Below are 23,708 nucleotides of genomic sequence, written 5' to 3'. Positions count from 1 at the left end.
TCGAATCGCCGGCGGCTTCCCCTGACGGGGGGAGCGCACCGGCGCTTGCGCCATTTTCGAAGAGAGCCGCCGATGCAGACCGATGCCCGCTTGCCACGCTACCAGCGCCTTCGCGACGAACTCGCCGCCCAGATCGCCGAGCACCGCTGGCGCCCCGGCGAGGCGATCCCGACCGAACAGGAGCTCTCCCGCACCTACTCGGTAGCGGTCGGCACGGTGCGCAAGGCGGTCGATCAGCTTGTTGCGGAGGGGCTGCTCGAGCGGTTTCAGGGGCGCGGCACCTTCGTGCGCCGCGCGAGCTTCGACGGCTCGCTATTTCGCTTTTTCCGCTTCCAGAACCGGCGCGGCGAACGGAAGATCCCGCAAAGCCGGATCCTGATGCGCGAAATCGCGCAGGCGCCGTCGGCCGTGGCCTCGAAGCTGCAGATCGACGCCGGCGCGCCGGTCGTTCACATGTCCCGGCTGCGCCTCGTCGACGATACGCCAATGCTGGCCGAGGAAATCTGGCTGCCGCACGACCGGTTCGCCGCTTTTGCGGCACTCGACACGAGCGAGATCGGCGATCTGCTCTACCCGGCTTACGAGGCGCAGTGCGGCCAGGTGATCGCATCGGCGAGCGAAACCTTGACGGTCGAAGCCGTCGACGTGATGCATGCGCGGCTCCTGCGCATCGAGCCGGGCACCCCGGTGGTCGTCATCGAACGGCTGGCCTATGGCTATGACCGCCGTCCGCTCGAATGGCGCCGCTCGCGCGGCCCCGCGAGCGAATTCCTCTATCAGGTCGAGATCCGCTGAGCGTTCCGCCCAGCTTCGATACGCCGCCGGCAGGCCCTGTCGGACGGCGCCCTCGGCCTTTTCCACACTGGAGACCTCGATGTTCACCTGGTTCAAACAAATCTCACCAACGGAGCGCCGTACCTTTTGGGCGTGCTTCGGCGGGTGGGCCCTCGATGCACTCGACGTGCAGATCTTCAGCCTCGTCATTCCGGCGATCATCGCGGAGTGGGCGATCGGCAAGACCGAGGCCGGCTTCGTGAGCGGCGCGACGCTTGTCGCCTCGGCACTCGGCGGCTGGATCGCCGGTGCGATGGCCGACCGCATCGGCCGCGTACGCACGCTGCAGATCACCGTGGCGTTCTTTTCCGTGTTCACGTTCGCCTGCGCCTTCGCGCAGAATTTCCCGCAGTTCCTCGTGCTCAAGACGCTGCAGGGCTTCGGCTTCGGCGGGGAATGGGCCGCCGGCGCCGTGCTGATGGCCGAGACGATCCGCCCCGAGCATCGCGGCAAGGCGATGGGCACCGTCCAAAGCGCATGGGCGGTGGGCTGGGGCGCCGCCGTGCTGCTCTATACGACGATGTTCTCCTTCATGCCCGGCGATTACGCCTGGCGCGTCATGTTCGGTGTCGGGCTGCTTCCGGCACTGCTGATTCTCTACGTACGCCGCGGCGTACCCGAGCCGGTGGCACCGCGCGCCGCCGCCTCGAAGCCCGCCTCGGCGGCGGGGCGCGATGACGGGACGAAGGGCGTACCGTTCTTCGACATCTTCTCGCCGCGCGTGCTGCGCATGACGCTGATCGGTGCGCTGCTCGGCGTGGGTGCCCATGGCGGCTATTACGCGCTGATGACGTGGCTGCCCACCTATCTGAAGACCGAGCGCCATCTTTCCGTGCTGGGCACCGGCGGCTACCTTGCCGTGATCATCGTCGCGTTTTTCTGCGGATGCCTCGCGAGCTCGCAGTTGCTCGACAAGATCGGCCGGCGCGGCACCATCCTGCTTTTCTCGATCTGCTGCGTGGCAACCGTTCTCGTCTATCTGTTCGCTCCCCTCTCCAATATGGCGATGCTGTTTCTCGGGTTCCCGCTCGGCTTTTTCGCCGCCGGCATTCCCGCCAGCATGGGCGCGCTCTTCAACGAACTCTATCCGCGCGGCATGCGCGGCACCGGGGTCGGCTTTTGCTACAACTTCGGGCGCGTTGCATCGGCCCTCTTCCCGGTGATGGTCGGCCATCTCGCGAAAACGACGACGCTTGGCTTCGCTATCGGCCTCGACGCGGGAATCGCCTACGCAATCGTGGTGTTCGCCGTGCTGATGCTGCCCGAAACGCGCGGCCGAGCACTTGCCGATACGCTGCCCGATGCGGTTCCGGCCGGGCCCGCCGCTGGGGAACCCGCACGGCGATGAGCACGAAAGAAGTCCACCCGGACGACGGGACGGCCATGCCTGTGACGGCAGTCGATTCTCACGCCCATGTGTTTTCGAACGCGTTGCCGCTCGCGCGGCAACGGCGTTACGCGCCTTCGTACGACGCGCCGCTCGAGCGGTATCTGGCCGAACTCGATCGCCGCGGTATCTCGCACGGCGTGCTCGTTCAGCCGAGCTTTCTCGGCACCGACAACGGCTATTTGCTGCGCGCACTTGCGCTCGCGCCGCAGCGGCTGCGCGGCGTTGCCGTGATCGATCCGCAGGCGGCCGCGGCGGAACCCTCCGGCCTCAATGCACTGGCGGCGGCGGGGGTGGTGGGCGTGCGGATCAACCTCATCGGGGTGCCGAACCCCGACTTTACGAGCAGCGCATGGCGCGCGGTACTGCCCCGGATCGCGGGGCTCGGCTGGCATGTCGAGATCCACTGCGAGGCACAGCGCCTGATGGGCATCGCCGAGCCACTGCTTGCGCAAGACCGAAGCGACGCGCTCACGCTCGTGGTCGATCACTTCGGCCGGCCGGCTCCGGAGCTCGGGGTGGCGGACCCGGGGTTCCGCCAGTTGCTGACGCTCGGGCCGACCGGTCGGGTTTGGGTCAAGGTATCGGCGGCCTACCGCAACGGCGGCGCAAGCATCGACCCGTCGGGCCAGTTGAGCGCTCACGCCGCGCTGCCGTACCTGCGCGAGGCGTTCGGGCTCGAACGACTCGTTTGGGGCAGCGACTGGCCGCATACGCAGTTCGAATCGCAGCAAACGTTCGGCGGCACCTGGGATCTGCTGCGCGCGCTCATACCCGACGAACGAGAGCGGAGGATCGTGCTCGCCGACGCACCGGCCCGGCTCTTCGGGTTCCGCTAGCCAGTGCTCAGTGCTCAGTGCTCGGGCGCGGCAAGCTTCGCGGGCGCATACTGTCCGCTGTGGCTGCTCCGCCTGCGGCGTAGTGACCGGGCGGGCGGCGGGCACCTGCGCCGGCAGGCCGGCCTTGTTAAGATAGGCGCCCTTCGAAGGAGCCCTCCATGGCGGAACTTACTCATTTCGACGCTGCCGGCCAGGCGCATATGGTCGACGTCGGCGGCAAGCAGGAAACGAAACGGATCGCTGTCGCGAGCGGCGCCATCAGGATGCAGGCCGCAACGCTGGCACTGGTTCGGGACGGCAACGCGAAAAAAGGCGATGTGATCGGCGTGGCGCGAATCGCCGCGATCCAGGGTGCGAAACGCACGGCCGATCTGATTCCGCTTTGCCATCCGCTGGCACTCACGCGCGTTGCGGTCGACTTCACGCTCGACGAGACGCTGCCGGGCGTCCATTGCACGGCGCAGGTCGAAACGCTCGGGCGCACCGGGGTGGAGATGGAAGCGCTCACGGCCGTGCAGGTCGGCCTGCTGACGGTGTACGACATGTGCAAGGCCGTGGATCGGGGCATGGTCATCACCGATGTCCGAGTCGAGGAAAAGCGCGGTGGGAAGTCCGGCGATTGGGTGGCCGACAGAGCCGGCCCGGTCCGGTAGCGTCTGCTCGACGGCGGGAACCCGGGATTTCCGGTCGAACGTCTCCATCCGGGCCAGCGGCAAGCCTGCCGGCCGCGATCGACGTCGACACGCTCGGCAGCCGGCTGGCGTATTCCCGCAAGAACGACAGCAAGGGCAATTTTCTTCAATACCGACGCTTTCGCCGCTTATATCGTTGGTCCATTCGCAACCAACGTCATAGAGCCCGATGGACGTCTTCCTATCCATGGGGGCATTCGCCCTCGCCTCTTCCATCTCGCCCGGCCCGGTGAACCTCGTAGCACTGAGCAGCGGGATTCAGTACGGTTTCGGTGCGAGCATGCGCCATGTCGCGGGCGCCACCATCGGCTTCACGTTGCTGCTCGTGCTGACCGGCTTCGGACTGCGCGAGGTGCTCGAGCGCTGGCCGAGCCTGACCGCGACCATCCAATGGGCGGGCGTCGCCTTTCTCCTCTATCTGGCCTGGAAGCTGGCGCTCGACGATGGGGAGATCGGATTGGACAAAGCGACGAACGGCCCCTCGCTGGTCACCGGTGCGGCACTGCAGTGGCTGAACCCGAAGGCGTGGCTCGCATCGGTGGCTGGCATGGGTATCTTTGTCGCAAACGGGGAGCCGACACTGATCTGGCAGTTCGCCGCGATCTACTTCGTGGTCTGCTATGCGTCCATCGCCTGTTGGGCGGCAGCGGGGCTGCTGCTGCGGCAGCACCTCCAATCGCCCGCCCGGGTCAGGATATTGAATCGAATGATGGCGCTCATGCTCGCCGGCAGCGCCGCATATCTGGTGTATGCATGAATCGCTTGCCGGCTAGCCGCGGTACTGCCCCGGCGTGGCCGCGACGAACTGCTTGAACACGCGCTGCAGGTGAGCCTGATCCGAGAACCCGGCTTCGACCGCGACGTCCGCGATCGATCGCCGCCGCCTCAGTTCCGCCCGGCAGTACTCGATGCGGCAGTTGATCTGGTACGTATGCGGCGTCATTCCGTACTGCTCCTTGAACGCTCGAATCAAGTAGGACGCCGAGATATTGCCGACCGCGCAGATTTCCTTCAGCTTCAACGACCGGGTGCAGTTCTCCCTGATGTACCCGGCTACCCGAGCGAGTTTTCGATTCGGTTCTTTCGGTACGCGCGGCGCCGCGTTCAGAACGCGTTGCACCTCGGCGAAGTAGCCAACGACCGCACACTGCTTCTTCAGCGAGTCCGCATGGTCGTCGCTCAGCGTGACGTACAGTCGGCCGAGCCCGGCATGCAGGCTCGCGTGTGTCGTCGAGCGCATCGCGAAGGCCTGAAAATTCAGATCATTGCGGAATCCGAGCTCGTGCTGGAGAGCGGTCAGCCAGCCCGTATCCACGTAAAACATGCGATAGGACCAGGGCTGATCGCGGATCGGGTTGCAGGCATGCACATCCCCCGGATTGATGACAACGACGGTACCCGCGCCAACCTGCTCGCACACCCTGCCGTTCAGATACGTGCTTCGCCCGGACGTGATGGCACCGATAGAAAAACACTCATGCGTGTGCTTCGCGTAGCAGACCTTACGCCCATCCTTGACGTCCCGCGCTTCGATGAACGGCAACTCCGCATCCCGCCAGAATGTCGGAATGGCATCGGATGTCTGAGAAGGAACTCCGGTGTTCAACATGAACGATCAACCCGATTCACACTTTTATACTGCGCCGGCCGTCCCGCGCGGCGCAGCACGATAGTACCGCAGCAATCGGCCGGCGCAGCGGTTCGCCAGCTTCGGCGGCGCGCCCGCCACCGCCGCCGCGGGTATGCGGGCAGCGGGAATCACTCGTCGTCTTCCCCGTCGCCTTCCGTATCCGGAGGAACCCCGTAGCGCTTGACGAGCTCGGCCTTGAAGGCAGCGAGCTTCGGCTCGTCGTCGCAAAGCTCGTAGAGCGCCGACAGTTGCACCGGCCAATCGCGCAGCACGCCGGCGAATATCTTCAGCCGCTCGACGGTATCGAGCGCATCCGCCTGCTTGCCATCCAGGGCCTGCAGCACCGCGTACCGCCTGAGCACCGTCTCGCCCGGCAGCAGCGCAATCGCCCGCTCGTGCATCGCGAGCTTCGCAGGCAAGTTGTCGCTATCGATGGGCTGCAGCGTCGCCATGCCGTATTCGCCCCATGCGCCGAAAAGCCGCGACGGCGCTGCCTGATATTGCTCGGCCGGATGCGCACCGTAATAGAGCACTTCCGCGCGCGCGTACTCGCGGTAAATCGGCGTCAACGCAAGCAGCCCGCCCGCCACGATGGCGATATGGAGACCAAGCGATACGCGCGGCGGGACGAACCCGAGCGGCTTCGTCTCCAGAATGCCGAACACGAACATCGCCGGCAGCAGGAAGAACATGTATTGCTGCGGGTACTCCACGAGGGCATGCATGAGCAGCACGCCGATCAGGGCGAGCCCGAACACGCGCCACGCCGTATGCGGAGCAAGCAGCACGCGGATGAGCCACGACAGCAACGCGATCAGCAGCACCCCGAGGCCGACGATCCCCGTCTTCGCCAGCAGATCGATGAAAATATCGTGCGAGTTGTTTGCAACCTCGACGTCGCCGAGCATCTTCACGAGTTCGAACTGATAACGCGGGAACTCGCCCCAGCCCACGCCGAGCCACGGATGACCGCGGAACATCGTCCAGCCGTACTTCCACATGGCCAGACGCAAGACGAACTGCCCCTTGTCCTGAAAGCGATGCGCCGCCGAGACATCGAGATTGAGCTGATATCGGTCGTTGGCCCAACGCACGCCGATGTTGACGACGACGAAGATCGCGACGAGCAGCGGCGGAATCAGCCAGTCGCGCACGCCTCGTGCGCCACGCTCGCTGCGGGCCACGGCGATGGCCATCCAAAAACCTGCCACGACGATGACCCCGGTTTGCAGCCACGGGCCACGCGACACCGTGAGCGCCTGCCCGAGCACGCATATCGCCGAAACGACGGCCCAAAGCACGACATTGAGCCGCCGCGTTTGCACGAGAAACATCGCCGCCGCCAACGCGAACGCGATGACGGTCGCCAAATGGTTCGCCTGCGCCATGTTGCCGAACGGCCGGCGATCGACCATCACGTTGTAGGCAACGACGAACGGTGCAACGCGCGCCTCGGCGTGCAGCACCTGGACGACCTGGCAAAAGACGGCGAAAAGCCCGCCGATCACGAGCGCCCACGCCACCCAACGCAAGGCTTGCTCGGCCATGTTCGCGCGCGCGAACGCATAGCCCGCATGCGTCGCCATGAACCCCGCCAACAGGAAGCCCGCCCCCAGCCAGTTCATCGACGGCTGTGCCAGCGGCAATGCGAGCGTCTGTACGACGAGCACGAGACCGAAGCCCAGCGGGGCGAGCGCGACGGTGGGCGTGGCAAAGGCCGGACGTGGCCATGCGTTCGCGGCAACCCAGGCGGCCCCCGCGCCGACGACCAGATAGAGCGCAAGCGCCGTGAATTCCGAATAGAACGTTGGGATCGGATACGTGTGGTTCGTCACCGCATACGGCAGCAACATCGCGAACGCCAACAGCGCGAGCGATAAATAGCGTGCAAAAGAAGAAGTCATGAGCAGGGGAGGGTCGGCAATCGGCGCACTATACAAAAAAAAAGTTACGCTGTGCGCTCGATGCGGCCCGCCGGGGCTGCGCCGCTACATTGGCTTGCCGGTGCGCGTCATTTGCGCTTGTATGCCCGGCGTTGCCCTTTCCGCTCATGCCCGGCACTCAGGCGGGGAGATACCGGCTGGCAGCGTAGCGGCCTCGCCCGGCATGGGCCCGGAGCCGGGCGCCGGCAGGGACGATGCATCCTTGCCGTCGGCGAAGCACTCCCACGTGAGCGTGCCGGCCGACATCACGCCCTTCGCCAATGCCACCCGCGCACTCGGCATGGCCGGATCGTCGGGCACGGACGGCACGAGCACGAGCGTGTCGCTGCCGGATGGCGCGACACGCGACGTGTAGCGGATCGAGATCTGGCCGCGCTCGTCGTCTATCTCGATCGCATCGACGTTGCGCGTGGCAGAAGGCGGTGCATAGCCGCTGGCGAACCCGTTGCCGTTCGCGGCGTTTTCGGCGACTGCAAGCCGGGCGGCCGCCGCCAGCTGCAGCCCTTCCCCCACGCGGCTGCGGGCCACATAGTCCTGATAGGCGGGAACGGCATAGGCCGCAACGATGCCGACGATCGCGAGCACGATCATCAGTTCGACAAGGGTGAATCCCCGACCGGGGAGGCGAGACAGCGGCGCGCACCGCAGCAGGCGCGGCCAGGTCTGAAAAAAAGCGAAGGCGGACATCGGCAGGCTCCGGAACGTAAGCCCGCACATGCGGCAGGCACGTTCCAAGCCTATCGGCCGGCCGCTTCGCGCGGCAGTCAGCCAAACGGCCAACTTTTGGGCACCGGCTGGCGGAAACGGCCGGGTGGTCGCCGCAACCGCGGTCGAACCCGGCGCGCGGTGCGAAACGGTGCACCGCGCGAAGCCGGACGACCCGTCAGTGCGCCTCGCGCCGCAGCGTGCGGCGCTTGAGCAGGTACCCGAGCGCCACCACGAGCACGGCGCCGGCGATGTGCGCGCCGTATTCCGCCACGGGGGTATCGAGCAGCGGCCAGCGATCGCCCGCGGGGTCGTTGATGATGAGGCCACCGGCAATCCATCCGAGCAGCGCGGCACCGGCCGCGACGATGATGGGGAAACGGTCGAGCAGTTTCAGCACGAGGGTGCTGCCCCAGACGATGAGCGGAATGCTCACTACGAGGCCGAAAATCACGAGCGCCACGCGATGCTGCGGGTCGGCGGCTTCGGCCGCGCCGGCGATGGCGATCACGTTGTCGAGGCTCATGACGGCATCGGCAATGATGATCGTCTTGATGGCGGCGATCAGCTTGTCGGCCGGTTTGATGTTTTCATGGGCGTCATGAGCCGGTGCGAGCAGCCGCACGCCGATCCACAGCAGCAGCAGACCGCCGGCGAACTTGAGCAGCGGCACGTCGAGCAGCACGACGGCGAACGCGATCAATGCCACGCGCAGGACGATCGCGCCCACGGTGCCCCACAGCACGCCTTGCATGCGCTGCGCGGGCGGCAGCTTGCGGCACGCGAGCGCGATCACGACGGCATTGTCGCCGCCGAGCAGGATATCGATGACGACGATCTGAAGGACCGCGCCCCAGTGGAGCGTTGCGAAGAACTCGAGCATGGAGTCGAACATAAGTGCAAATGGCGTTCCCGGACGGCAACGATTGTGAATCAGGCCGGCAGCGAGTGGTGGGCGACAAAAAAGCGAGGAAGCCGCATGTGCTTCCTCGCTTTGCTGGCGTTTATCGGCTGCCTTACGAAATCATTTCGCAAGCATACCAAAAACGCCGGGGTCTCGGCGCGGCCCGAGCGTCGCGCGCGCCGCGATCACGGCACGGTGCAACGCCGGCCGGCGCCGGATCAGATGACCGACTTCAACAGACGGCCCATTTCCGACGGGTTCTTCGTGACCTTGATGCCACAGGCGTCCATGATCTCGAGCTTCGCCTCGGCCGTATCGGCACCGCCCGAAATAAGCGCGCCGGCGTGGCCCATGCGCTTGCCCGGAGGCGCCGTAACACCGGCGATGAAGCCGACGACGGGCTTCTTCATGTTGTCCTTGATCCAGTAAGCCGCATTGGCTTCGTCCGGGCCGCCGATCTCGCCGATCATGATGACGGCGTCCGTATCCGGATCGTCGTTGAACATCTTCATGACGTCGATGTGCTTGAGGCCGTTGATCGGATCGCCGCCGATGCCGACCGCCGACGACTGGCCGAGGCCGAGTGCCGTCAGTTGAGCAACGGCTTCGTACGTCAGCGTGCCCGAGCGCGAGACCACGCCGATGCGGCCCTTGCGGTGGATGTGGCCGGGCATGATGCCGATCTTGAGCTCGTCGGGCGTGATCGTGCCCGGGCAGTTCGGTCCGAGCAGCAGCGTCTTGCGGTTTTCGCGACGCATGCGATCGCGCACTTCGATCATGTCGCGAACCGGAATGCCTTCGGTAATGCAGATCGCGAGATCGAGGTCGGCTTCCACCGCTTCCCAGATCGCTGCCGCGGCGCCTGCCGGCGGCACGTAGATGACCGAAACCGTCGCACCCGTTTCGGCCTTCGCTTCCTTCACGCTCGCGTAGATCGGAATGCCTTCGAAGTCTTCGCCGGCCTTCTTCGGGTTCACGCCCGCGACGAACGCTTCGCGGCCGTTCGCATATTCGCGGCATGCGCGCGTATGGAACTGGCCGGTCTTGCCGGTGATGCCCTGCGTGATGACCTTCGTGTCTTTGTTGATCAGAATCGACATGTATTGACCTCTGTTCGTATCCTGTTGCGCCTGGGCCGCTTACGCGTTGCCCTGGGCAGCCGCGACGACCTTCTGCGCCGCCTCTTCCATGCTGTCCGCCGAGATGATCGGCAGGCCCGAGTCGGCAAGCATCTTCTTGCCGAGGTCTTCGTTCGTGCCCTTCATGCGCACGACGAGCGGAACGTTCAGGTTCACGGCCTTCGAGCCGGCAATCACGCCTTCCGCAATCACGTCGCAGCGCATGATGCCGCCGAAGATGTTCACGAGAATCGCCTTCAGGCCCGGGTTCTTCAGCATCAGCTTGAACGCTTCGGTGACCTTCTCGGTCGTGGCGCCGCCGCCGACGTCGAGGAAGTTCGCCGGCTCGCCGCCGAACAGCTTGATGGTGTCCATCGTCGCCATGGCCAGGCCGGCACCGTTCACGAGGCAGCCGATGTTGCCGTCGAGGGAGATGTAGGCGAGGTCGAACTTCGACGCCTCGATTTCAGCCGGATCTTCTTCGTCCAGATCGCGGTAGGCCACGATGTCCGGATGACGGAAGAGCGCGTTCGAATCGAAGTTGAACTTGGCGTCGAGCGCGATTACCTTGCCGTCGCCCGTGAGAATCAGCGGGTTGATTTCGGCGAGCGACGCGTCCGTTTCCCACGTGGCCTTGTAAAGACCTTGCAGGATCGCGCGCGCCTGGGGAATCGAGGCGTCGGGCACGCCGATCTTCCTGGCGAGGTCGTCGGCTTCCGAATCGAGCAGGCCCTTCGAGGGATCGACGGCCACCTTGTGGATCGCTTCCGGCGTCTTCGCGGCGACTTCCTCGATATCCATCCCGCCTTCGCTCGAAGCCATCACGACGACCTTCTGGGACACGCGGTCGATCACGAGGCCGACATACAGCTCCTTCTTGATGTCCGCGCCTTCTTCGATCAGCAGGCGGTTCACCTTCTGGCCTTCCGGACCCGTTTGGTGGGTGACGAGCTGCATGCCGAGGATCTGGTTCGCGTACTCGCGCACCTGCTCGAGCGACTTCGCGACCTTCACGCCGCCACCCTTGCCGCGGCCACCCGCGTGGATCTGCGCCTTCACGACCCAGACCGGGCCGCCAAGCTCCTCAGCGGCCTTGACCGCGTCATCCACCGAAAACACGGGCTTGCCGCGCGGTACCGCGACGCCGAATTTCCGCAGGATTTCCTTACCCTGGTACTCGTGAATCTTCATGCGTGATTCCCTTCAGTCTGAGAGTTGGATTGAACTTCTTAATCGCTGATTTCCTTCACGCCGGCCGAAGCGGCTTCGCGCATCCCTTGCGCCGCCGCCCCGCCCTCGCCGCGCGGCACACCGTTGTGCCAACGCGGATAGAAGCGTCGGACCGCTTCGCCGTCGAAGCGCAGAGCCTGGCAGCGGCCGAGCTGAAACGGCGGCTCAGTCTCGTCGACAACGTTCGCCGCGGTGCCAGCATGCTCGCCGGTAGGCCAGACATCGCCTGCGAACGCCTGGATAGCGGCGCTCGGCAAGACCGCGCATAGCTCGGTGAGATGTGTGCAACCTCCCGTGCCGCCGAACAGGCGACGCGTTTGGCGGCGGAAGTTGTCGAGGAGATTGAGCCCGACGAGTGCTCGATAGGCGGGATTGGCGGCTTCGCAATGACCGGGATACGGTACCCAGTCGGACGACGCTTCGGCGTCGACGACGGTGAGCTTGCGATCGATCGTAATGCGCAGCCAGAGTTCATGGATCGGCAGACCATTGGGCCGAACGCCGGGCGCGAGCGCCACGTCACGCGGCTTGTGATCGGTCAGACACGCCTCGATATCCCAGAGGCCGTCGTCGCGCTCGAAGGCTTCCGCTCGGATTGCGCGACGATGGCGCAACTGGCGGGACACGGGCGGCGAAAGCGGCATGCGAAGCGAGACGGCTGGAGAGGAAACCGCCGAATTTTAACATAGTGAGGATCGGCGCTCGGACCGGCCCCGCCGCCAGGGACAGACGGGTATCGGGACCGCAAGAGGTCAGTCGCCGCACCAGTCCTCGTCGCCCTTGAGGATTCGGGCGATGACGGCGCTCGAGAAGCCGCGCATGGCAAGGAACCGGGCCTGCTTCATGCGCTCGGCCGGCGTTTCGGCCAACTGCCCGAATTTCTTTTGCCAGACAACCTGCGCGCGCGCGAACTCGGTTTCGCGCAACTGCGCACTCGCGGCCTCGACGAGCGTATCGGATACGGCATGACGGCGAAGCTCGCTGACGATGCGGTTCGCGCCTTGACGGGCCGCGCGGCGATGAACGACGCTTTCGACGAAGCGGGCATCGGAGAGCCAGCCTTCTTTTTCGAGTGAATCGAGCAGACCGTCGAGAGAATCGGCTTCGTCGGCGAACGGCGCCAGTTTGCGCGCCAGTTCGATGCGGCTGTATTCGCGGCGGGAAAGATATTCGAGCGCGCGCGCTTTGAGCGAGCGCCCGGTGCGGCCCGTGGCGGCTTTGCGGCCCCCGGCGGACTCGTCCGAGTCGCCCACGGAAGAACATCGGACTGCACGCGAGCGTGAGCGACCCAGCCCCGGCGAAACCGCGCGGGCGGGCGCTTCGTATGCCGAAGCGGGATCGAGCGGATCGGGATGGCGCTGGCCACGGGCATCGACCGGCGCTAGTGGCTCGGGCGACTCGAACGGCTCACTTTCACCGTGGGCCGTTCGCGCAGGGTCATGCGGGCCATGCGGGCGCGGGCCACGAAAACCGGCGCCCGATGCCGCTCGCGTCTTGCGCATCACGCGCGGCTTATTCCTCTTCGCCCGCGACTTCGACGTCCGCCGCTGGCGGCATCGCGTTGACGCCGAGCGACTCGCGGATGCGGTTTTCGATTTCGCGCGCGATATCGGGGTTCTCGCGCAGGAATTCGCGCGCGTTGTCCTTGCCCTGACCGATGCGCTCGCCGCTGTAGCTGTACCAGGCACCGGCCTTGTCGACGATCTTCGCCTGCACGCCGAGATCGATGATTTCGCCCTGACGCGAAATGCCCTCGCCATAGAGGATGTCGAAAATCGCTTCGCGGAACGGCGGCGACACCTTGTTTTTCACGACTTTGACGCGGGTTTCGTTGCCGATCACCTCGTCGTTCTTCTTGATCGAGCCGATGCGGCGGATATCGAGACGCACTGACGCGTAGAACTTCAGCGCATTGCCGCCCGTGGTGGTTTCGGGGTTGCCGAACATCACGCCGATCTTCATGCGGATCTGGTTGATGAAGATCACGAGGCAATTCGTGCGCTTGATCGTACCCGTGAGCTTGCGCAGCGCCTGCGACATCAGGCGGGCCTGCAGACCCGGTAGCGAATCGCCCATTTCGCCTTCGATTTCGGCCTTCGGCACGAGTGCCGCGACGGAGTCGATCACGATCATGTCGATCGAGCCCGAGCGCACGAGCGCATCAGCGATTTCGAGGGCCTGCTCGCCCGTATCGGGCTGCGACACCAGCAGATCGGCCACGTTCACGCCGAGCTTCGCCGCGTATTGGATATCGAGCGCGTGCTCGGCATCGATGAACGCCGCGGTGCCGCCGAGCTTCTGCATTTCGGCGATGACCTGCAGCGTCAGCGTGGTCTTACCCGACGATTCAGGCCCGTAGATTTCCACGACGCGCCCGCGAGGCAGGCCGCCGACGCCGAGCGCGATATCGAGGCCGAGCGAGCCGGTGGAGACGACCTGGATGTCTTCGGCCACTTCGCCGTCGCCAAGCCGCATGACCGCGCCCTTGCCGAACTGCTTCTCGATCTGCGCGAGCGCGGCAGCGAGCGCCTTGCTCTTTTCAGCGGTCAGCCCAGCCGAGCCTTTCTTGCTTTCTTCCATGAATCGTCCTTTGCTATGATGAGCGAGGTCTGCGGTGGGCGAACCGACACAAAAAAGCAGCCTGACGGCGCCCCCGATGCCGCCGGAAAACCGGCGCTTCCCCCGGGCTTTCGAGCCGGGCCACATCGGGTTGGTGGCCGGTTGGTGGCTTTTTACTGCGGCCGACGCGCGAAACGCAGATACTGTATAAAAAAACAGGGTTGTTTGCAAGCCCGATGCGTTGCGGAACTTGTGCCGCGGCAACGAACGCGGCCCACCGAGCGCATCGTAGGGCCGCCGCGACACGGAAACATGGGAGACAGCGGCGGGCCTGCTTCGATTGCCGGTACGCCGGCGCATCATGCGAATACTCATTGCCGAAGACGACAGCATACTCGCGGACGGGCTCGTCCGATCACTCCGCCAATCGGGCTATGCCGTCGATCACGTGAAAGGCGGCACCGAAGCCGATGCGGCGCTCTCGATGCAGACGTTCGACCTGCTGATTCTCGATCTGGGCCTGCCGCGCATGTCGGGGCTCGAGGTTTTGCGCCGCCTGCGCGCGCGCAATTCGAGCCTGCCCGTGCTGATCCTGACGGCCGCCGACAGCGTCGACGAGCGAGTCAAGGGGCTCGATCTCGGTGCCGACGACTACATGGCCAAGCCGTTTCATCTGAACGAGCTCGAGGCGCGCGTGCGCGCGCTTACGCGGCGCGGCTCGGGCGGCGGCCCGACGGTCGTGCGCCACGGCTCGCTCACCTTCGACCAGGTGGGGCGCGTGGCATACGTGAACGACCAGGTGCTCGACCTGTCCGCACGCGAGCTCGGCGTGCTCGAAGTGCTGCTGCAGCGGATCGGGCGGCTCGTCTCGAAGGAGCAGCTCGTCGATCATCTTTGCGAGTGGGGCGAGGAAGTCAGCAACAACGCCATCGAAGTTTACGTGCACCGGCTACGCAAGAAGATCGAGCCGGGCGGCGTGCGCATCATGACGGTGCGCGGACTCGGCTATTGCCTCGAGAAGCCCGCCGCCGGCGCGGCGCCGGAGCAAACTGCGAGCGCTGTGCCGCTCCCCCACGCCGCGTCCGCGACGTCGCCGGGCGCAACCGGGAGCACAACCGGGAGCGCAACCGGAAGCGCCGCCAAGAGCGCGCCGAAATAAGGCCGGCCGTGGCCGCTCCCGCTTCCCCTCCCGCGCCTCCCCCCGCCTCCCCGCACGACGACGGACCGCGCCGTGGTCCGCGCACGGTGCCGGCCGCGGGAGCCCCTGGAGCCGGGGTTGCGGAAGCGACCGCGATGGCGAACGCGCCGGGCCGCCCGGGCACCGAGCCACCCGCGGTCAATCCCTTCGCACCGCCCGACGAAGCCGAAGCCATCGCGCCGGGCCGCCCACGCTCGCTCTTCGGCGAAATTCTCGACTGGATGCTCGCGCCGCTCCTGCTGCTATGGCCGATGAGCATCGCCGTGACCTATCTCGTCGCAAAGACCATTGCGAACGGCCCGTTCGACCGGGCGCTCGAAACCGACGTCTACGTGCTCGCGCGGCAGATCCATCCCGTGAATGGCGTGGCCGAGCTGTCGCTGCCCGATGCGGCGCGCGACTTTCTGAGCGGCGACAACACCGACAAGGTGTTCTACCAGGTGCTCGGCACGCATGGCGAGCTCGTGGCCGGCATATCGGGGATGCCGCTGCCCGCCGACGACGATCGCCCGCAGCCCGGCATCGTCGAGTTCCGCGACGCGAACCTGCACGGCAACGACATCCGCATCGCGTATACGACGGTCGAATTTCCGGCGAAGGCCGGCGAGCAAAGCGTGCTCGTGCAGGTGGCCGAAACGCTCGACAAACGCAGCGTGCTTGCCAACGACATCATCAAGGGCGTGATCCTTCCGCAGTTCGTGATTCTGCCGCTCGCGATCGTGCTCGTCTGGTTCGGACTCTCGCGCGGGCTCGCCCCGCTCACGGCCTTGCAGGCCAACCTGCGCGCGCGCAGGCCCGACGATCTATCGCCGCTCGAGGCGCAGCGCGCGCCGCCCGAGATCGAGCCGCTCGTCACCTCGTTCAACGATCTGCTCACACGGCTTGCGCAGAACATCGATCTGCAAAAGCGGTTCATCGGCGACGCGGCGCATCAGATGAAAACGCCGCTTGCGGGCCTTCATACGCAGGCCGAGCTGGCACTCCGGCAGCAGGTTTCGCCCGAGGTGCGCCGCTCGCTCGAGCAGATTGCGGCGAGCGCCGATCAGGCCGCGCGGCTCGTCACGCAGTTGCTCGCGCTCGCGCGTGCCGAAAACCGCATGTCGGGGCAGATATTCGCCCCGGTGGAGATCACCCAACTCTCGCGGCTGGCCGTGCGCGACTGGGTGCAGGCCGCGCTCGCCAAGCAGATGGACCTCGGCTATGAAGCGCCCGACGAGCCCGTCGTCGTGGCCGGCAACGCGATCATGCTGCGCGAGATGCTCTCCAACGTGATCGACAACGCCATCCGGTATACGCCGGCGGGCGGACGCATCACGGTGCGCGTGGTGGCCGATCCTGGCGAGCGACTCGTGCACCTCGAAGTCGAGGACACGGGCCCGGGCATCGCGCCGGCGGAACGGCCGAAAGTGGTCGAGCGCTTCTACCGCATCCTCGGGCGCGAGGGCGACGGCAGCGGCCTGGGACTTGCGATCGTTCGCGAGATCGCGACGATGCATGGCGGCACGCTCACGATCGACGACAACGTCTACCAGGAGTCGCCGCGGCTTGCGGGCACCCTCGTGCGCATCAGCTTACCGATGCTCGGGAACGCCCCGGATTTACCCTGATGCAAGCTTCGCACGACGTGCAACGGCTCTCCGACATCAACGAAGATCGACCAAATACAGCGCGTTTGCCCAAAGATTAGACGAAGAAAAACGAAGATAGACGATAGAGGGACAGGCCATCATCGTAAACCCAGGGCATTTTGCCGCGTCAGTCCGCCGTAAGTTTGCCTCCCAATAATCGACCACGGATGAGCCGGATTCGGCCGGTCCGACATCAAATATCGAGGAGACAACTCATGGCTACGGTAGGCGGGCAAATTTCGCACGCGCCGATGACAAGCGACGAAAAGAGGGTGATATTCGCGTCGTCGCTCGGCACAGTATTCGAGTGGTACGACTTTTATCTGGCTGGCTCGCTCGCGGCGTTTATCAGCAAGAGCTTTTTCTCGGGCGTCAATCCGACGGCTGGCTTCATCTTCACGCTGCTCGGCTTCGCCGCCGGCTTCGCGGTGCGGCCGTTCGGCGCGCTCGTGTTCGGCCGGCTCGGGGACATGGTGGGCCGCAAGTACACGTTCCTGATCACGATCGTGATCATGGGCATCTCGACGTTCGTGGTTGGTCTTTTGCCTGGATACGCCTCGATCGGCTTCGCCTCGCCTGTCATCTTCATTGCGATGCGGTTGCTGCAGGGCCTCGCGCTCGGCGGCGAATACGGTGGCGCGGCGACCTATGTGGCCGAACACGCACCGGCCAACCGCCGCGGGTTTTACACCTCGTGGATCCAGACGACGGCCACGCTGGGCCTCTTTCTCTCGCTGCTCGTGATTCTCGGCGTGCGTACGTCGATCGGCGAAGACGCGTTTGCGGCCTGGGGCTGGCGCATTCCGTTCATCGCCTCGCTGATCCTGCTGGGCGTTTCGGTGTGGATCCGGATGCAGTTGAGCGAATCGCCGGCATTCGAGCGGATCAAGGCGGAAGGCAAGACGTCGAAGGCACCGCTTACCGAAGCCTTCGGCCAGTGGAAGAACCTGAAGGTCGTGATTCTGGCGCTGCTCGGCCTCACGGCGGGCCAGGCCGTGGTCTGGTACACGGGTCAGTTCTACGCGCTCTTCTTCCTCACGCAGACGCTGAAGGTGGACGGGGCCAGCGCGAACATTCTGATTGCGCTCGCGCTGCTGATCGGCACGCCGTTCTTCGTGTTCTTCGGCTCGCTCTCGGACCGTATCGGCCGCAAGCCGATCATCCTGGCCGGCTGCCTGATCGCGGCGCTGACGTACTTCCCGCTCTTCAAGGCGCTTACGCACTACGCGAACCCGGCGCTCGAAGCCGCGACGCAGAAGTCGCCGATCGTGGTGGTGGCGAACCCGAAGGAGTGCTCGTTCCAGTTCAACCCGGTGGGCACGGCGAGCTTCACGAGTTCCTGCGACATCGCGAAGAGCGCGCTGGCCAAGGCTGGCTTGAACTACGACAACGTGGCGGCCCCGGCAGGCACGATTGCGCAGATCAAGGTGGGCGATACGACGATCGACGCGTATGACGGCAAGGCGGAAGGCGCGAAGGAGAAAGGCGCGGCATTCGCCAAGACGCTCGGCGCGACGCTCAAGGGCGCGGGCTACCCGGCGAAGGCCGATCCGTCGCAGTTGAACTGGCCGATGACGGTGGCCGTGCTTGCCCTGCTCGTGATCTACGTGACGATGGTGTACGGGCCGATCGCGGCGATGCTGGTGGAGATGTTCCCAACGCGCATCCGCTACACATCGATGTCGCTGCCCTACCACATCGGCAACGGCTGGTTCGGCGGCTTCCTGCCGGCCACCGCGTTCGCTATCGTGGCGGCGCAGGGCAACATCTACTCGGGCCTCTGGTACCCGGTGGCCGTGGCGGTGCTGACATTCGTCATCGGCTTGCTGTTCGTGCGGGAAACCAAGGACTCGAACATCTACTCGCAGGATTGATACGGGGGTAGGCGGCGGAGGGTGGCAGGCGGCGGCGCTGTCGAAGTTTTGACAAAGAAGTTTCCACAAAGAGCTTGACAGCGCCGTCCGCCCTCGCCATAATTCGCGTTCTCTTGGCGAATTAGCTCAGTCGGTTAGAGCGACGGAATCATAATCCGCAGGTCCGGGGTTCGAGTCCCTGATTCGCCACCAAGTCAGCGCAAAAGCCCGTGTTCTCAGGAACACGGGCTTTTTGCCTTCTGCGCGCGGTGACCTCACTTGGTGAGCCGTTGCCTCGACGGCTCCACCTGCTGCCGGCATACCGCCTTACCGACTTCATGCGGGCCGCGCCAACTTACCGTTCTGCTCAGCCTCAACCCAGTCGGAAATCGACTTCGCCGGCACGTCTGCGTCGCGGTGATTGATAGCCGTAACGCTCCGGCACCCTTGCGCCCCCCACACTCCCCGCTTGTGAATTCGAGCGTATGGCGAGCCTGCATCGTCTTGCTCGAGTTCAAACGCTCGGCACCGGCTTCGTTTTGCGGGGCAAGCTCGAGCTCGGCGGATACCCCCACGTTGTAGCAGGTGAAAACGCGCCGTCGATGTGTTCTTCTGGTACCCGCGACAGGCAGCGGGTGCCGATTCGCTATACCGCACCTCTCACACGCCTCGGCCCCGATCCCCGGTCGCCTTCCGAGCATAGTTCTCATTCGAGAAAGACTATGGCAAGCCGTTAGCAAAATGAGGGGTCACAAATGTCTACTTACCAAGGCTTATTACTGCGCTGCGATTTCGGGGACACCGGGGTCATCCCCGCTGCGGATTACTACTGGTTGTCGCCAGACATCATTCCCTACGGGCAAGACTTTCTCGATTACGGAACAGCAGTCGAGACATACGGCGGCCCCGACATCGGCAAAGCCGTGATCAACAACCTGAACAATTTCATTTACGTGCGCTGCAAAAACATTGCGGACACAACCATCCAGGGCACGGTCAATCTCTACTACGCAAACGCGTCGTTGTTTCTGCTGCCCAGTACCTGGACGCGCGTCAGCAACCCGAACCCGGAAGAGCCGTTCGTCTTCGGGGACGGCAGCACCTACATTCCTGGCCAGGCCATCGCCCTTGCGCAGTCGCCCTTCTCGCTGGGAGGCCTGCCCGGCGACGGGCACTATTGTTTTATCGCAGTGGCAAACAACAACAATATTCCGTTCGGCGTACCGTCGACGTTCGACAGCAACGCGGACTTCGCGCTCTGGGTGCGCAATAATCCCAACGTCGCTCAACGCAATGTCGAGCATCGTCTTGGTTCCGATTCGACCAGGGTCGAGTACTTGACCTTCGGCAACTCCAACCCCTTCCCCAGCAATTTCCTGATGGTGCTTCAGGGCGCCGGCCTGCCCCCAAAAGTCAATTGGGAAGCGAAATGCGCAGACACGAGACTGTCCAAGCCCTTCAGCGATGGCGGCACGTTTTCGACGAACGAGGGCGCGGCCACCACGATAACCGTGCCCCCTCTGGTGGGCAGCGGGACACCCTTGATGACCATGGCATTCACGTTCAGCACGCACGATGGCCAGCCCTTTCCGCCCACCGCGTCGATTACCGTCAACTATTTTCAACTGCCTACGTCGCAGGAGCAGTCAGCGACGATCGCGGAAAAGGAAAAAAGCGTTGTGCGCGAATACAGCGTGCCCGCCATGGAACCGGGCGGTCCCGAGCGCGTCACTTCAACGCTCATGAAACTCGGTTCAGCGGAACTGCTTTTCGAGTAACGCAACGCCCGCCGCCTCCGCAGCAGTCGATCGAATCGGGGCGGCGGGCCTCTCCTTCTCGTAGCGGGCCTGCCAATGAGGGCGCGAGGTTACGCGTTCCATAAAAACCAGAGTGGCGTGGCTCCGAGGTCAGCCTCGGAGCCACGCCACCCAAAATCCCCTGTTCGCAGCGTCGCTGCACTCTTGGGCGACACAGGGACTTGCTATTTGCCGCCAAAATACCGAACGAATCGTTCGACTTGCTCAGTCGTCACCGGTGCGCCCACCACATCGGGTGCGCCCGTCCGCCCGCCGGCCAAGATGAAACTGAATCCACTGCCCCCCATCTGCGCATTTCCGTGGCAACCCATGCATCCACCCATGTTTGTGAGGGCACCATTGTAAGCGACGTTGGAAATCGCCTTCCCGCTGCGATCGAAATCCGTAATCGTAAATTTGTGAGGGTCGTTACCATCGAACGCAGCAAAGAATTTACCGCTGAACACTTGCAGATTGTAATCCGTTTCAATCGTGCTATTGGATTGATAGTACGTCGCGGCATCCGATCCCGTATAGTCCTTGCCCGGAGTCTTCTCGGGGATCAGTCTGGCTTGAACATTGACGAGCTTGTAATACCGCCACACCGAGCCCGCAGGAAGAGTACCGATCTTTCCGCTTGTGTAGGAATCTATTTGGTCATGCGCAAGCTGATTCACGGCGATGATGTCGTTCGGTATCGCATGCTTTCTCTTGTTTACACGAATCACCGCGGGTTGCTGGGATCCATCTGCGTTCTGTTTTACCGGAATACCCGTATAAGGCGTATTCAAATAATAGAGCTGCTTTTCCGTATAGAGCGGAAACCGCGGAATCGGATCGAATGTCTGCCATGGAATAGAAGAAGACGTCGGGGCGTTACGCGACACTATTTCAGGCGTCATGAATTGCTTGGGCGCGCATGTAGCCGCTGGATCGGCCCGCCCCTCCCTGTCCTCCAGACGCGAGCCGTCGGGGCAGGTAAGGTTGTCCGCCTGCTCAAACGTTGCGTAGATAAAGTGGGGAGCAGTCTTCGTCTTATGAATGATATGAAGCCCGACGAGCGCCATGTCCTCGTCCACGTAACGAATTTTTGAGGCGTCGTTCGCACAGACAGTGGAATCGCGATCCGCACATATGTAATAGCGAACTTTTGCGATATAAAACCTCCTGCGATCCTCCGTGGGCGCGAGCTTTCTCCACGATGCCTTCACCTCGACGGTGCCGGTCGGAAAACTCACGTAATCCTCACTACCTTGCGGAGGGTCGGCGCGTTTGTTCGATATGTAATTTTGCGTCTTTACGAACGGCGCAGCACCGCCCCACCACCGATTTTTCGCAATATATTTATACTCCGCCCTATTCGCCTTCGCCATAAATAAGATCTGATCGTCGTTTTGACGTCGATGCTCCGTAACGACGCCTGCGAACATTTGATCCAGGAAGATCTGGCTATTTTCATCAAGATTGATCCACGGCGGCGTTTTGGGCGGCGTAATGCCGGCAGCTGGCGGTATGTCTATATCGTACTTATACGCCGGGCCCGTATCATATCCATAATCTTTCGCCGCGGAGTCGATATATCCCGGCGGCGGGCTACCGAAATACTTGTCTCCCGGCGCGTACATTCCCGGATATATCTCCACCTTGCCCCGAAACGTATGCCAAACGAGCGGGCCCGAATACGTCGGGGCACCGAACTTCTCCTGGTCGTCGGGCATGTCGCGCACACCGGCCATTGCCGGCCAATTCAAGGCGATGAATTCCTGCCATGCAAACTTGGCCGCATCTTGCAGGGAGGCACCCTGCGCACCGTTTTCTCCCGGAATATCATCCGGGAAGGCCGAGCAAATCGTGATCTTTCCCGGCACGGGGCACTGGCTGAAAACCAGGCGCGGGTAAGCCGTGATAAAGAGGGCAGATGCCAACAAAGCAAGGAACCGCCAGTAGCGGGTGCGTCGCACGCTCGATAACCCATACATTTCCGATCCTCCTGCTGTCGATGCAATAGGCTGAGTCGACCATCGTTCCCCTGCCAGCGAGTCGCGAACGAGAAAGAGAACTTGTTGGCTGTGCTCAGCTTATTCTTTGCAGGCGACGCATACACCTCTTTTTTCTTCTAGGTAGCGAGCGACATTCACGATCACGCCCTGCTTCGCCGGCAGTATCGCGCGAATACACACGGCGATGGCACTTCGCCGATTCCGCCGATTCAATACATCAAATCGACGAGATTGCATCAAGCTCGTCTGCTGATGATTCGCGACGGCCTGGTTATGAAAGTCCCGCGCAGTTCAGCCGGGAATTCAAGCGGTTCGTCGGCCGCTCGCCGACCGAGGAGGTGCGCGACATGCACACATCGTTCGCGCTCTCCCCGGCGGTCGGCATCGGTAACCTCATGCTCGCCCATTGAGCGCGATGCGGCCCCGGTGGCCCCGGTGGCCCTGATTGCACCCGCGGCCATTGCAGCCCTCACGCCACCGCATGCGCCATCACCAGCGATCGATGCGCCGCCACGCCCGCCATTACGCCGGCGGCCGAGGCCAGTGTCGCGTTCGCGAATGCGGTCGCCGCATCCCCCGCCGCAAAGACACCCTCCACGGTCGTTTGCTTGACCTCGTCCACGCGGATGAAATCGCCGAGCGGGCCCGCCTCGATCTCGCAGCCGAGCGAGGCGGCGAGCGAATTCGTCAAGACGGTCCGGGGCGCCACGAAGATCGCATCCATTTCGATCGTGCGGCCGTCGGCCAGCCGCACCGCTTCCAATGCCGGCGCCGGGCCGAGCAATTCGACCACCGGCGAGTGCTCGATACGCACCCGCCGCCGCGCCAACTCCTCGCGTTGCGCCGCGTCGGGCTCGAAGCCGGGCTGCACGAGATAGATCGTCGGCCCCCAGTCGGGCAGCAGCAACGCCGCATGCACCGACAGCGCATGGGTGGCGAGCACGCCCAGCCGGCCGTCCCGCACTTCGTATCCATGGCAGTAGGGGCAATGGAGTACCGTCGCGCCCCAGCGCTCGCGCAGCCCCGCAATCTCCGGAAGCTCGTCGCGCACACCGGCCGCGAGTATCAGCCGCGTGGCCGTGGCCGTCGCCCCGCTCGCCAGCGTGACGACAAAACCCGCGCCGCTCCGCTGCGCCGCCACCACTTCGCCTTCGATGAGGCGTGCCGTCGGATATGCGGCGACCTGCGCTGCGGCGTCGCGCACGATGTCCCGCGGCGCCTTGCCGTCCAGACCGAAAAATCCGTGCGCGTGCGCGGCGAACCGGTTGCGCGTCAAGCCCGAATCGACCACCAGAACGCTGCGCCGCGCCCGTACCAGTTGCATCGCCGCCGATAATCCCGCAAAGCTCCCGCCCACTACGATCACGTCGTAATTCGCTTCCATTTCGTGTG

Annotated in this window: 20 protein-coding genes, 1 tRNA gene and 1 pseudogene; 11 read left to right on the top strand and 11 right to left on the bottom strand. The window is 64.2% G+C overall.

Annotated elements, in window-relative coordinates; all coding sequences use genetic code 11:
- The first annotated feature begins 72 nt into the window (after nucleotides 1–72).
- The 5 genes from U0034_RS13135 (at nucleotide 73) to U0034_RS13115 (ending at nucleotide 4,509) form a co-directional block, all read left to right on the top strand.
- Nucleotides 73–795, top strand: a complete 723-nt coding sequence (locus U0034_RS13135) for a GntR family transcriptional regulator (protein ID WP_085228026.1) — start codon at nucleotides 73–75, stop codon at nucleotides 793–795.
- 79 nt (nucleotides 796–874) lie between these two features.
- Nucleotides 875–2,182, top strand: a complete 1,308-nt coding sequence (locus U0034_RS13130; protein ID WP_085228025.1) for an MFS transporter — start codon at nucleotides 875–877, stop codon at nucleotides 2,180–2,182.
- On the top strand, nucleotides 2,179–3,060 hold the full coding sequence (locus U0034_RS13125; RefSeq protein WP_085228024.1) for an amidohydrolase family protein: 882 nt from the start codon (nucleotides 2,179–2,181) through the stop codon (nucleotides 3,058–3,060). Before U0034_RS13130 ends, U0034_RS13125 begins: the two co-directional genes overlap by 4 nt.
- A gap of 158 nt (nucleotides 3,061–3,218) precedes the next feature.
- Nucleotides 3,219–3,713 (top strand): cyclic pyranopterin monophosphate synthase MoaC, encoded by a 495-nt coding sequence (gene moaC, locus U0034_RS13120; protein WP_085228023.1) that lies wholly within the window; start codon nucleotides 3,219–3,221, stop codon nucleotides 3,711–3,713.
- Between the two features lie 208 nt (nucleotides 3,714–3,921).
- Nucleotides 3,922–4,509, top strand: coding sequence for a LysE family translocator (locus tag U0034_RS13115; RefSeq protein WP_085228022.1), 588 nt, complete (start codon nucleotides 3,922–3,924; stop codon nucleotides 4,507–4,509).
- A 12-nt stretch (nucleotides 4,510–4,521) separates the two neighbouring features.
- Here the strand turns inward: U0034_RS13115 and U0034_RS13110 are convergent, their stop codons facing one another.
- The 9 genes from U0034_RS13110 to recA form a co-directional block, all read right to left on the bottom strand.
- Nucleotides 4,522–5,361, bottom strand: a complete 840-nt coding sequence (locus U0034_RS13110; RefSeq protein WP_085228021.1) for an AraC family transcriptional regulator — start codon at nucleotides 5,359–5,361, stop codon at nucleotides 4,522–4,524.
- A gap of 149 nt (nucleotides 5,362–5,510) precedes the next feature.
- Nucleotides 5,511–7,286: a PglL family O-oligosaccharyltransferase gene (locus tag U0034_RS13105; RefSeq protein WP_085228020.1), complete on the bottom strand. Its 1,776-nt coding sequence runs from the start codon at nucleotides 7,284–7,286 to the stop codon at nucleotides 5,511–5,513.
- A 144-nt stretch (nucleotides 7,287–7,430) separates the two neighbouring features.
- Nucleotides 7,431–8,012 (bottom strand): pilin, encoded by a 582-nt coding sequence (locus U0034_RS13100; protein WP_085228019.1) that lies wholly within the window; start codon nucleotides 8,010–8,012, stop codon nucleotides 7,431–7,433.
- A 196-nt stretch (nucleotides 8,013–8,208) separates the two neighbouring features.
- Entirely contained in the window at nucleotides 8,209–8,913 is a 705-nt protein-coding gene (locus U0034_RS13095; protein ID WP_085228127.1) for a TerC family protein, read from the bottom strand.
- 239 nt (nucleotides 8,914–9,152) lie between these two features.
- The gene (gene sucD, locus U0034_RS13090) at nucleotides 9,153–10,034 is read right to left on the bottom strand and encodes a succinate--CoA ligase subunit alpha (protein WP_085228018.1); all 882 of its coding nucleotides are present in this window, start codon (nucleotides 10,032–10,034) and stop codon (nucleotides 9,153–9,155) included.
- Nucleotides 10,035–10,073: 39 nt separating this feature from the next.
- The gene (gene sucC, locus U0034_RS13085; protein ID WP_085228017.1) at nucleotides 10,074–11,243 is read right to left on the bottom strand and encodes an ADP-forming succinate--CoA ligase subunit beta; all 1,170 of its coding nucleotides are present in this window, start codon (nucleotides 11,241–11,243) and stop codon (nucleotides 10,074–10,076) included.
- Between the two features lie 38 nt (nucleotides 11,244–11,281).
- Nucleotides 11,282–11,926, bottom strand: a complete 645-nt coding sequence (locus U0034_RS13080) for a DUF2889 domain-containing protein (RefSeq protein WP_085228016.1) — start codon at nucleotides 11,924–11,926, stop codon at nucleotides 11,282–11,284.
- Between the two features lie 108 nt (nucleotides 11,927–12,034).
- Nucleotides 12,035–12,535 carry a recombination regulator RecX gene (gene recX, locus U0034_RS13075; RefSeq protein WP_386092128.1) on the bottom strand — a complete coding sequence of 167 codons (501 nt, stop codon included), beginning with the start codon at nucleotides 12,533–12,535 and terminating at the stop codon, nucleotides 12,035–12,037.
- A 259-nt stretch (nucleotides 12,536–12,794) separates the two neighbouring features.
- Nucleotides 12,795–13,862 (bottom strand): recombinase RecA, encoded by a 1,068-nt coding sequence (recA, locus tag U0034_RS13070; RefSeq protein WP_085228126.1) that lies wholly within the window; start codon nucleotides 13,860–13,862, stop codon nucleotides 12,795–12,797.
- 340 nt (nucleotides 13,863–14,202) lie between these two features.
- Between recA and U0034_RS13065 the strand changes: the two genes are divergently transcribed.
- The 5 genes from U0034_RS13065 (at nucleotide 14,203) to U0034_RS13045 (ending at nucleotide 20,298) form a co-directional block, all read left to right on the top strand.
- Entirely contained in the window at nucleotides 14,203–15,000 is a 798-nt protein-coding gene (locus tag U0034_RS13065; RefSeq protein ID WP_085228014.1) for a response regulator transcription factor, read from the top strand.
- 134 nt (nucleotides 15,001–15,134) lie between these two features.
- Complete coding sequence (locus tag U0034_RS13060; RefSeq protein ID WP_085228013.1) at nucleotides 15,135–16,646, top strand: sensor histidine kinase; 1,512 nt, start codon at nucleotides 15,135–15,137, stop codon at nucleotides 16,644–16,646.
- A 236-nt stretch (nucleotides 16,647–16,882) separates the two neighbouring features.
- Entirely contained in the window at nucleotides 16,883–18,541 is a 1,659-nt protein-coding gene (locus U0034_RS13055; protein ID WP_085228012.1) for an MFS transporter, read from the top strand.
- 115 nt (nucleotides 18,542–18,656) lie between these two features.
- Nucleotides 18,657–18,733 (top strand) — tRNA-Met (locus tag U0034_RS13050).
- 542 nt (nucleotides 18,734–19,275) lie between these two features.
- Complete coding sequence (locus U0034_RS13045) at nucleotides 19,276–20,298, top strand: hypothetical protein (protein WP_139831163.1); 1,023 nt, start codon at nucleotides 19,276–19,278, stop codon at nucleotides 20,296–20,298.
- A gap of 203 nt (nucleotides 20,299–20,501) precedes the next feature.
- Here U0034_RS13045 and U0034_RS13040 read toward each other — a convergent pair whose 3' ends face one another.
- On the bottom strand, nucleotides 20,502–22,295 hold the full coding sequence (locus U0034_RS13040; protein ID WP_085228010.1) for a hypothetical protein: 1,794 nt from the start codon (nucleotides 22,293–22,295) through the stop codon (nucleotides 20,502–20,504).
- A 225-nt stretch (nucleotides 22,296–22,520) separates the two neighbouring features.
- On the opposite strand from U0034_RS13040, the pseudogene U0034_RS13035 reads away from it, so the two are divergent.
- Nucleotides 22,521–22,726 (top strand): annotated as a pseudogene (locus U0034_RS13035) (helix-turn-helix domain-containing protein); the annotation flags it as partial.
- A gap of 59 nt (nucleotides 22,727–22,785) precedes the next feature.
- Here the strand turns inward: U0034_RS13035 and U0034_RS13030 are convergent.
- Entirely contained in the window at nucleotides 22,786–23,700 is a 915-nt protein-coding gene (locus U0034_RS13030; protein ID WP_085228009.1) for an NAD(P)/FAD-dependent oxidoreductase, read from the bottom strand.
- Nucleotides 23,701–23,708 lie beyond the last annotated feature (8 nt).

The organism is Trinickia caryophylli (assembly GCF_034424545.1).
Lineage (GTDB): Bacteria > Pseudomonadota > Gammaproteobacteria > Burkholderiales > Burkholderiaceae > Trinickia > Trinickia caryophylli.
The sequence above is the reverse complement of the archived record's forward strand: the minus strand, read 5'-3'. Positions and strand labels throughout refer to the sequence as shown.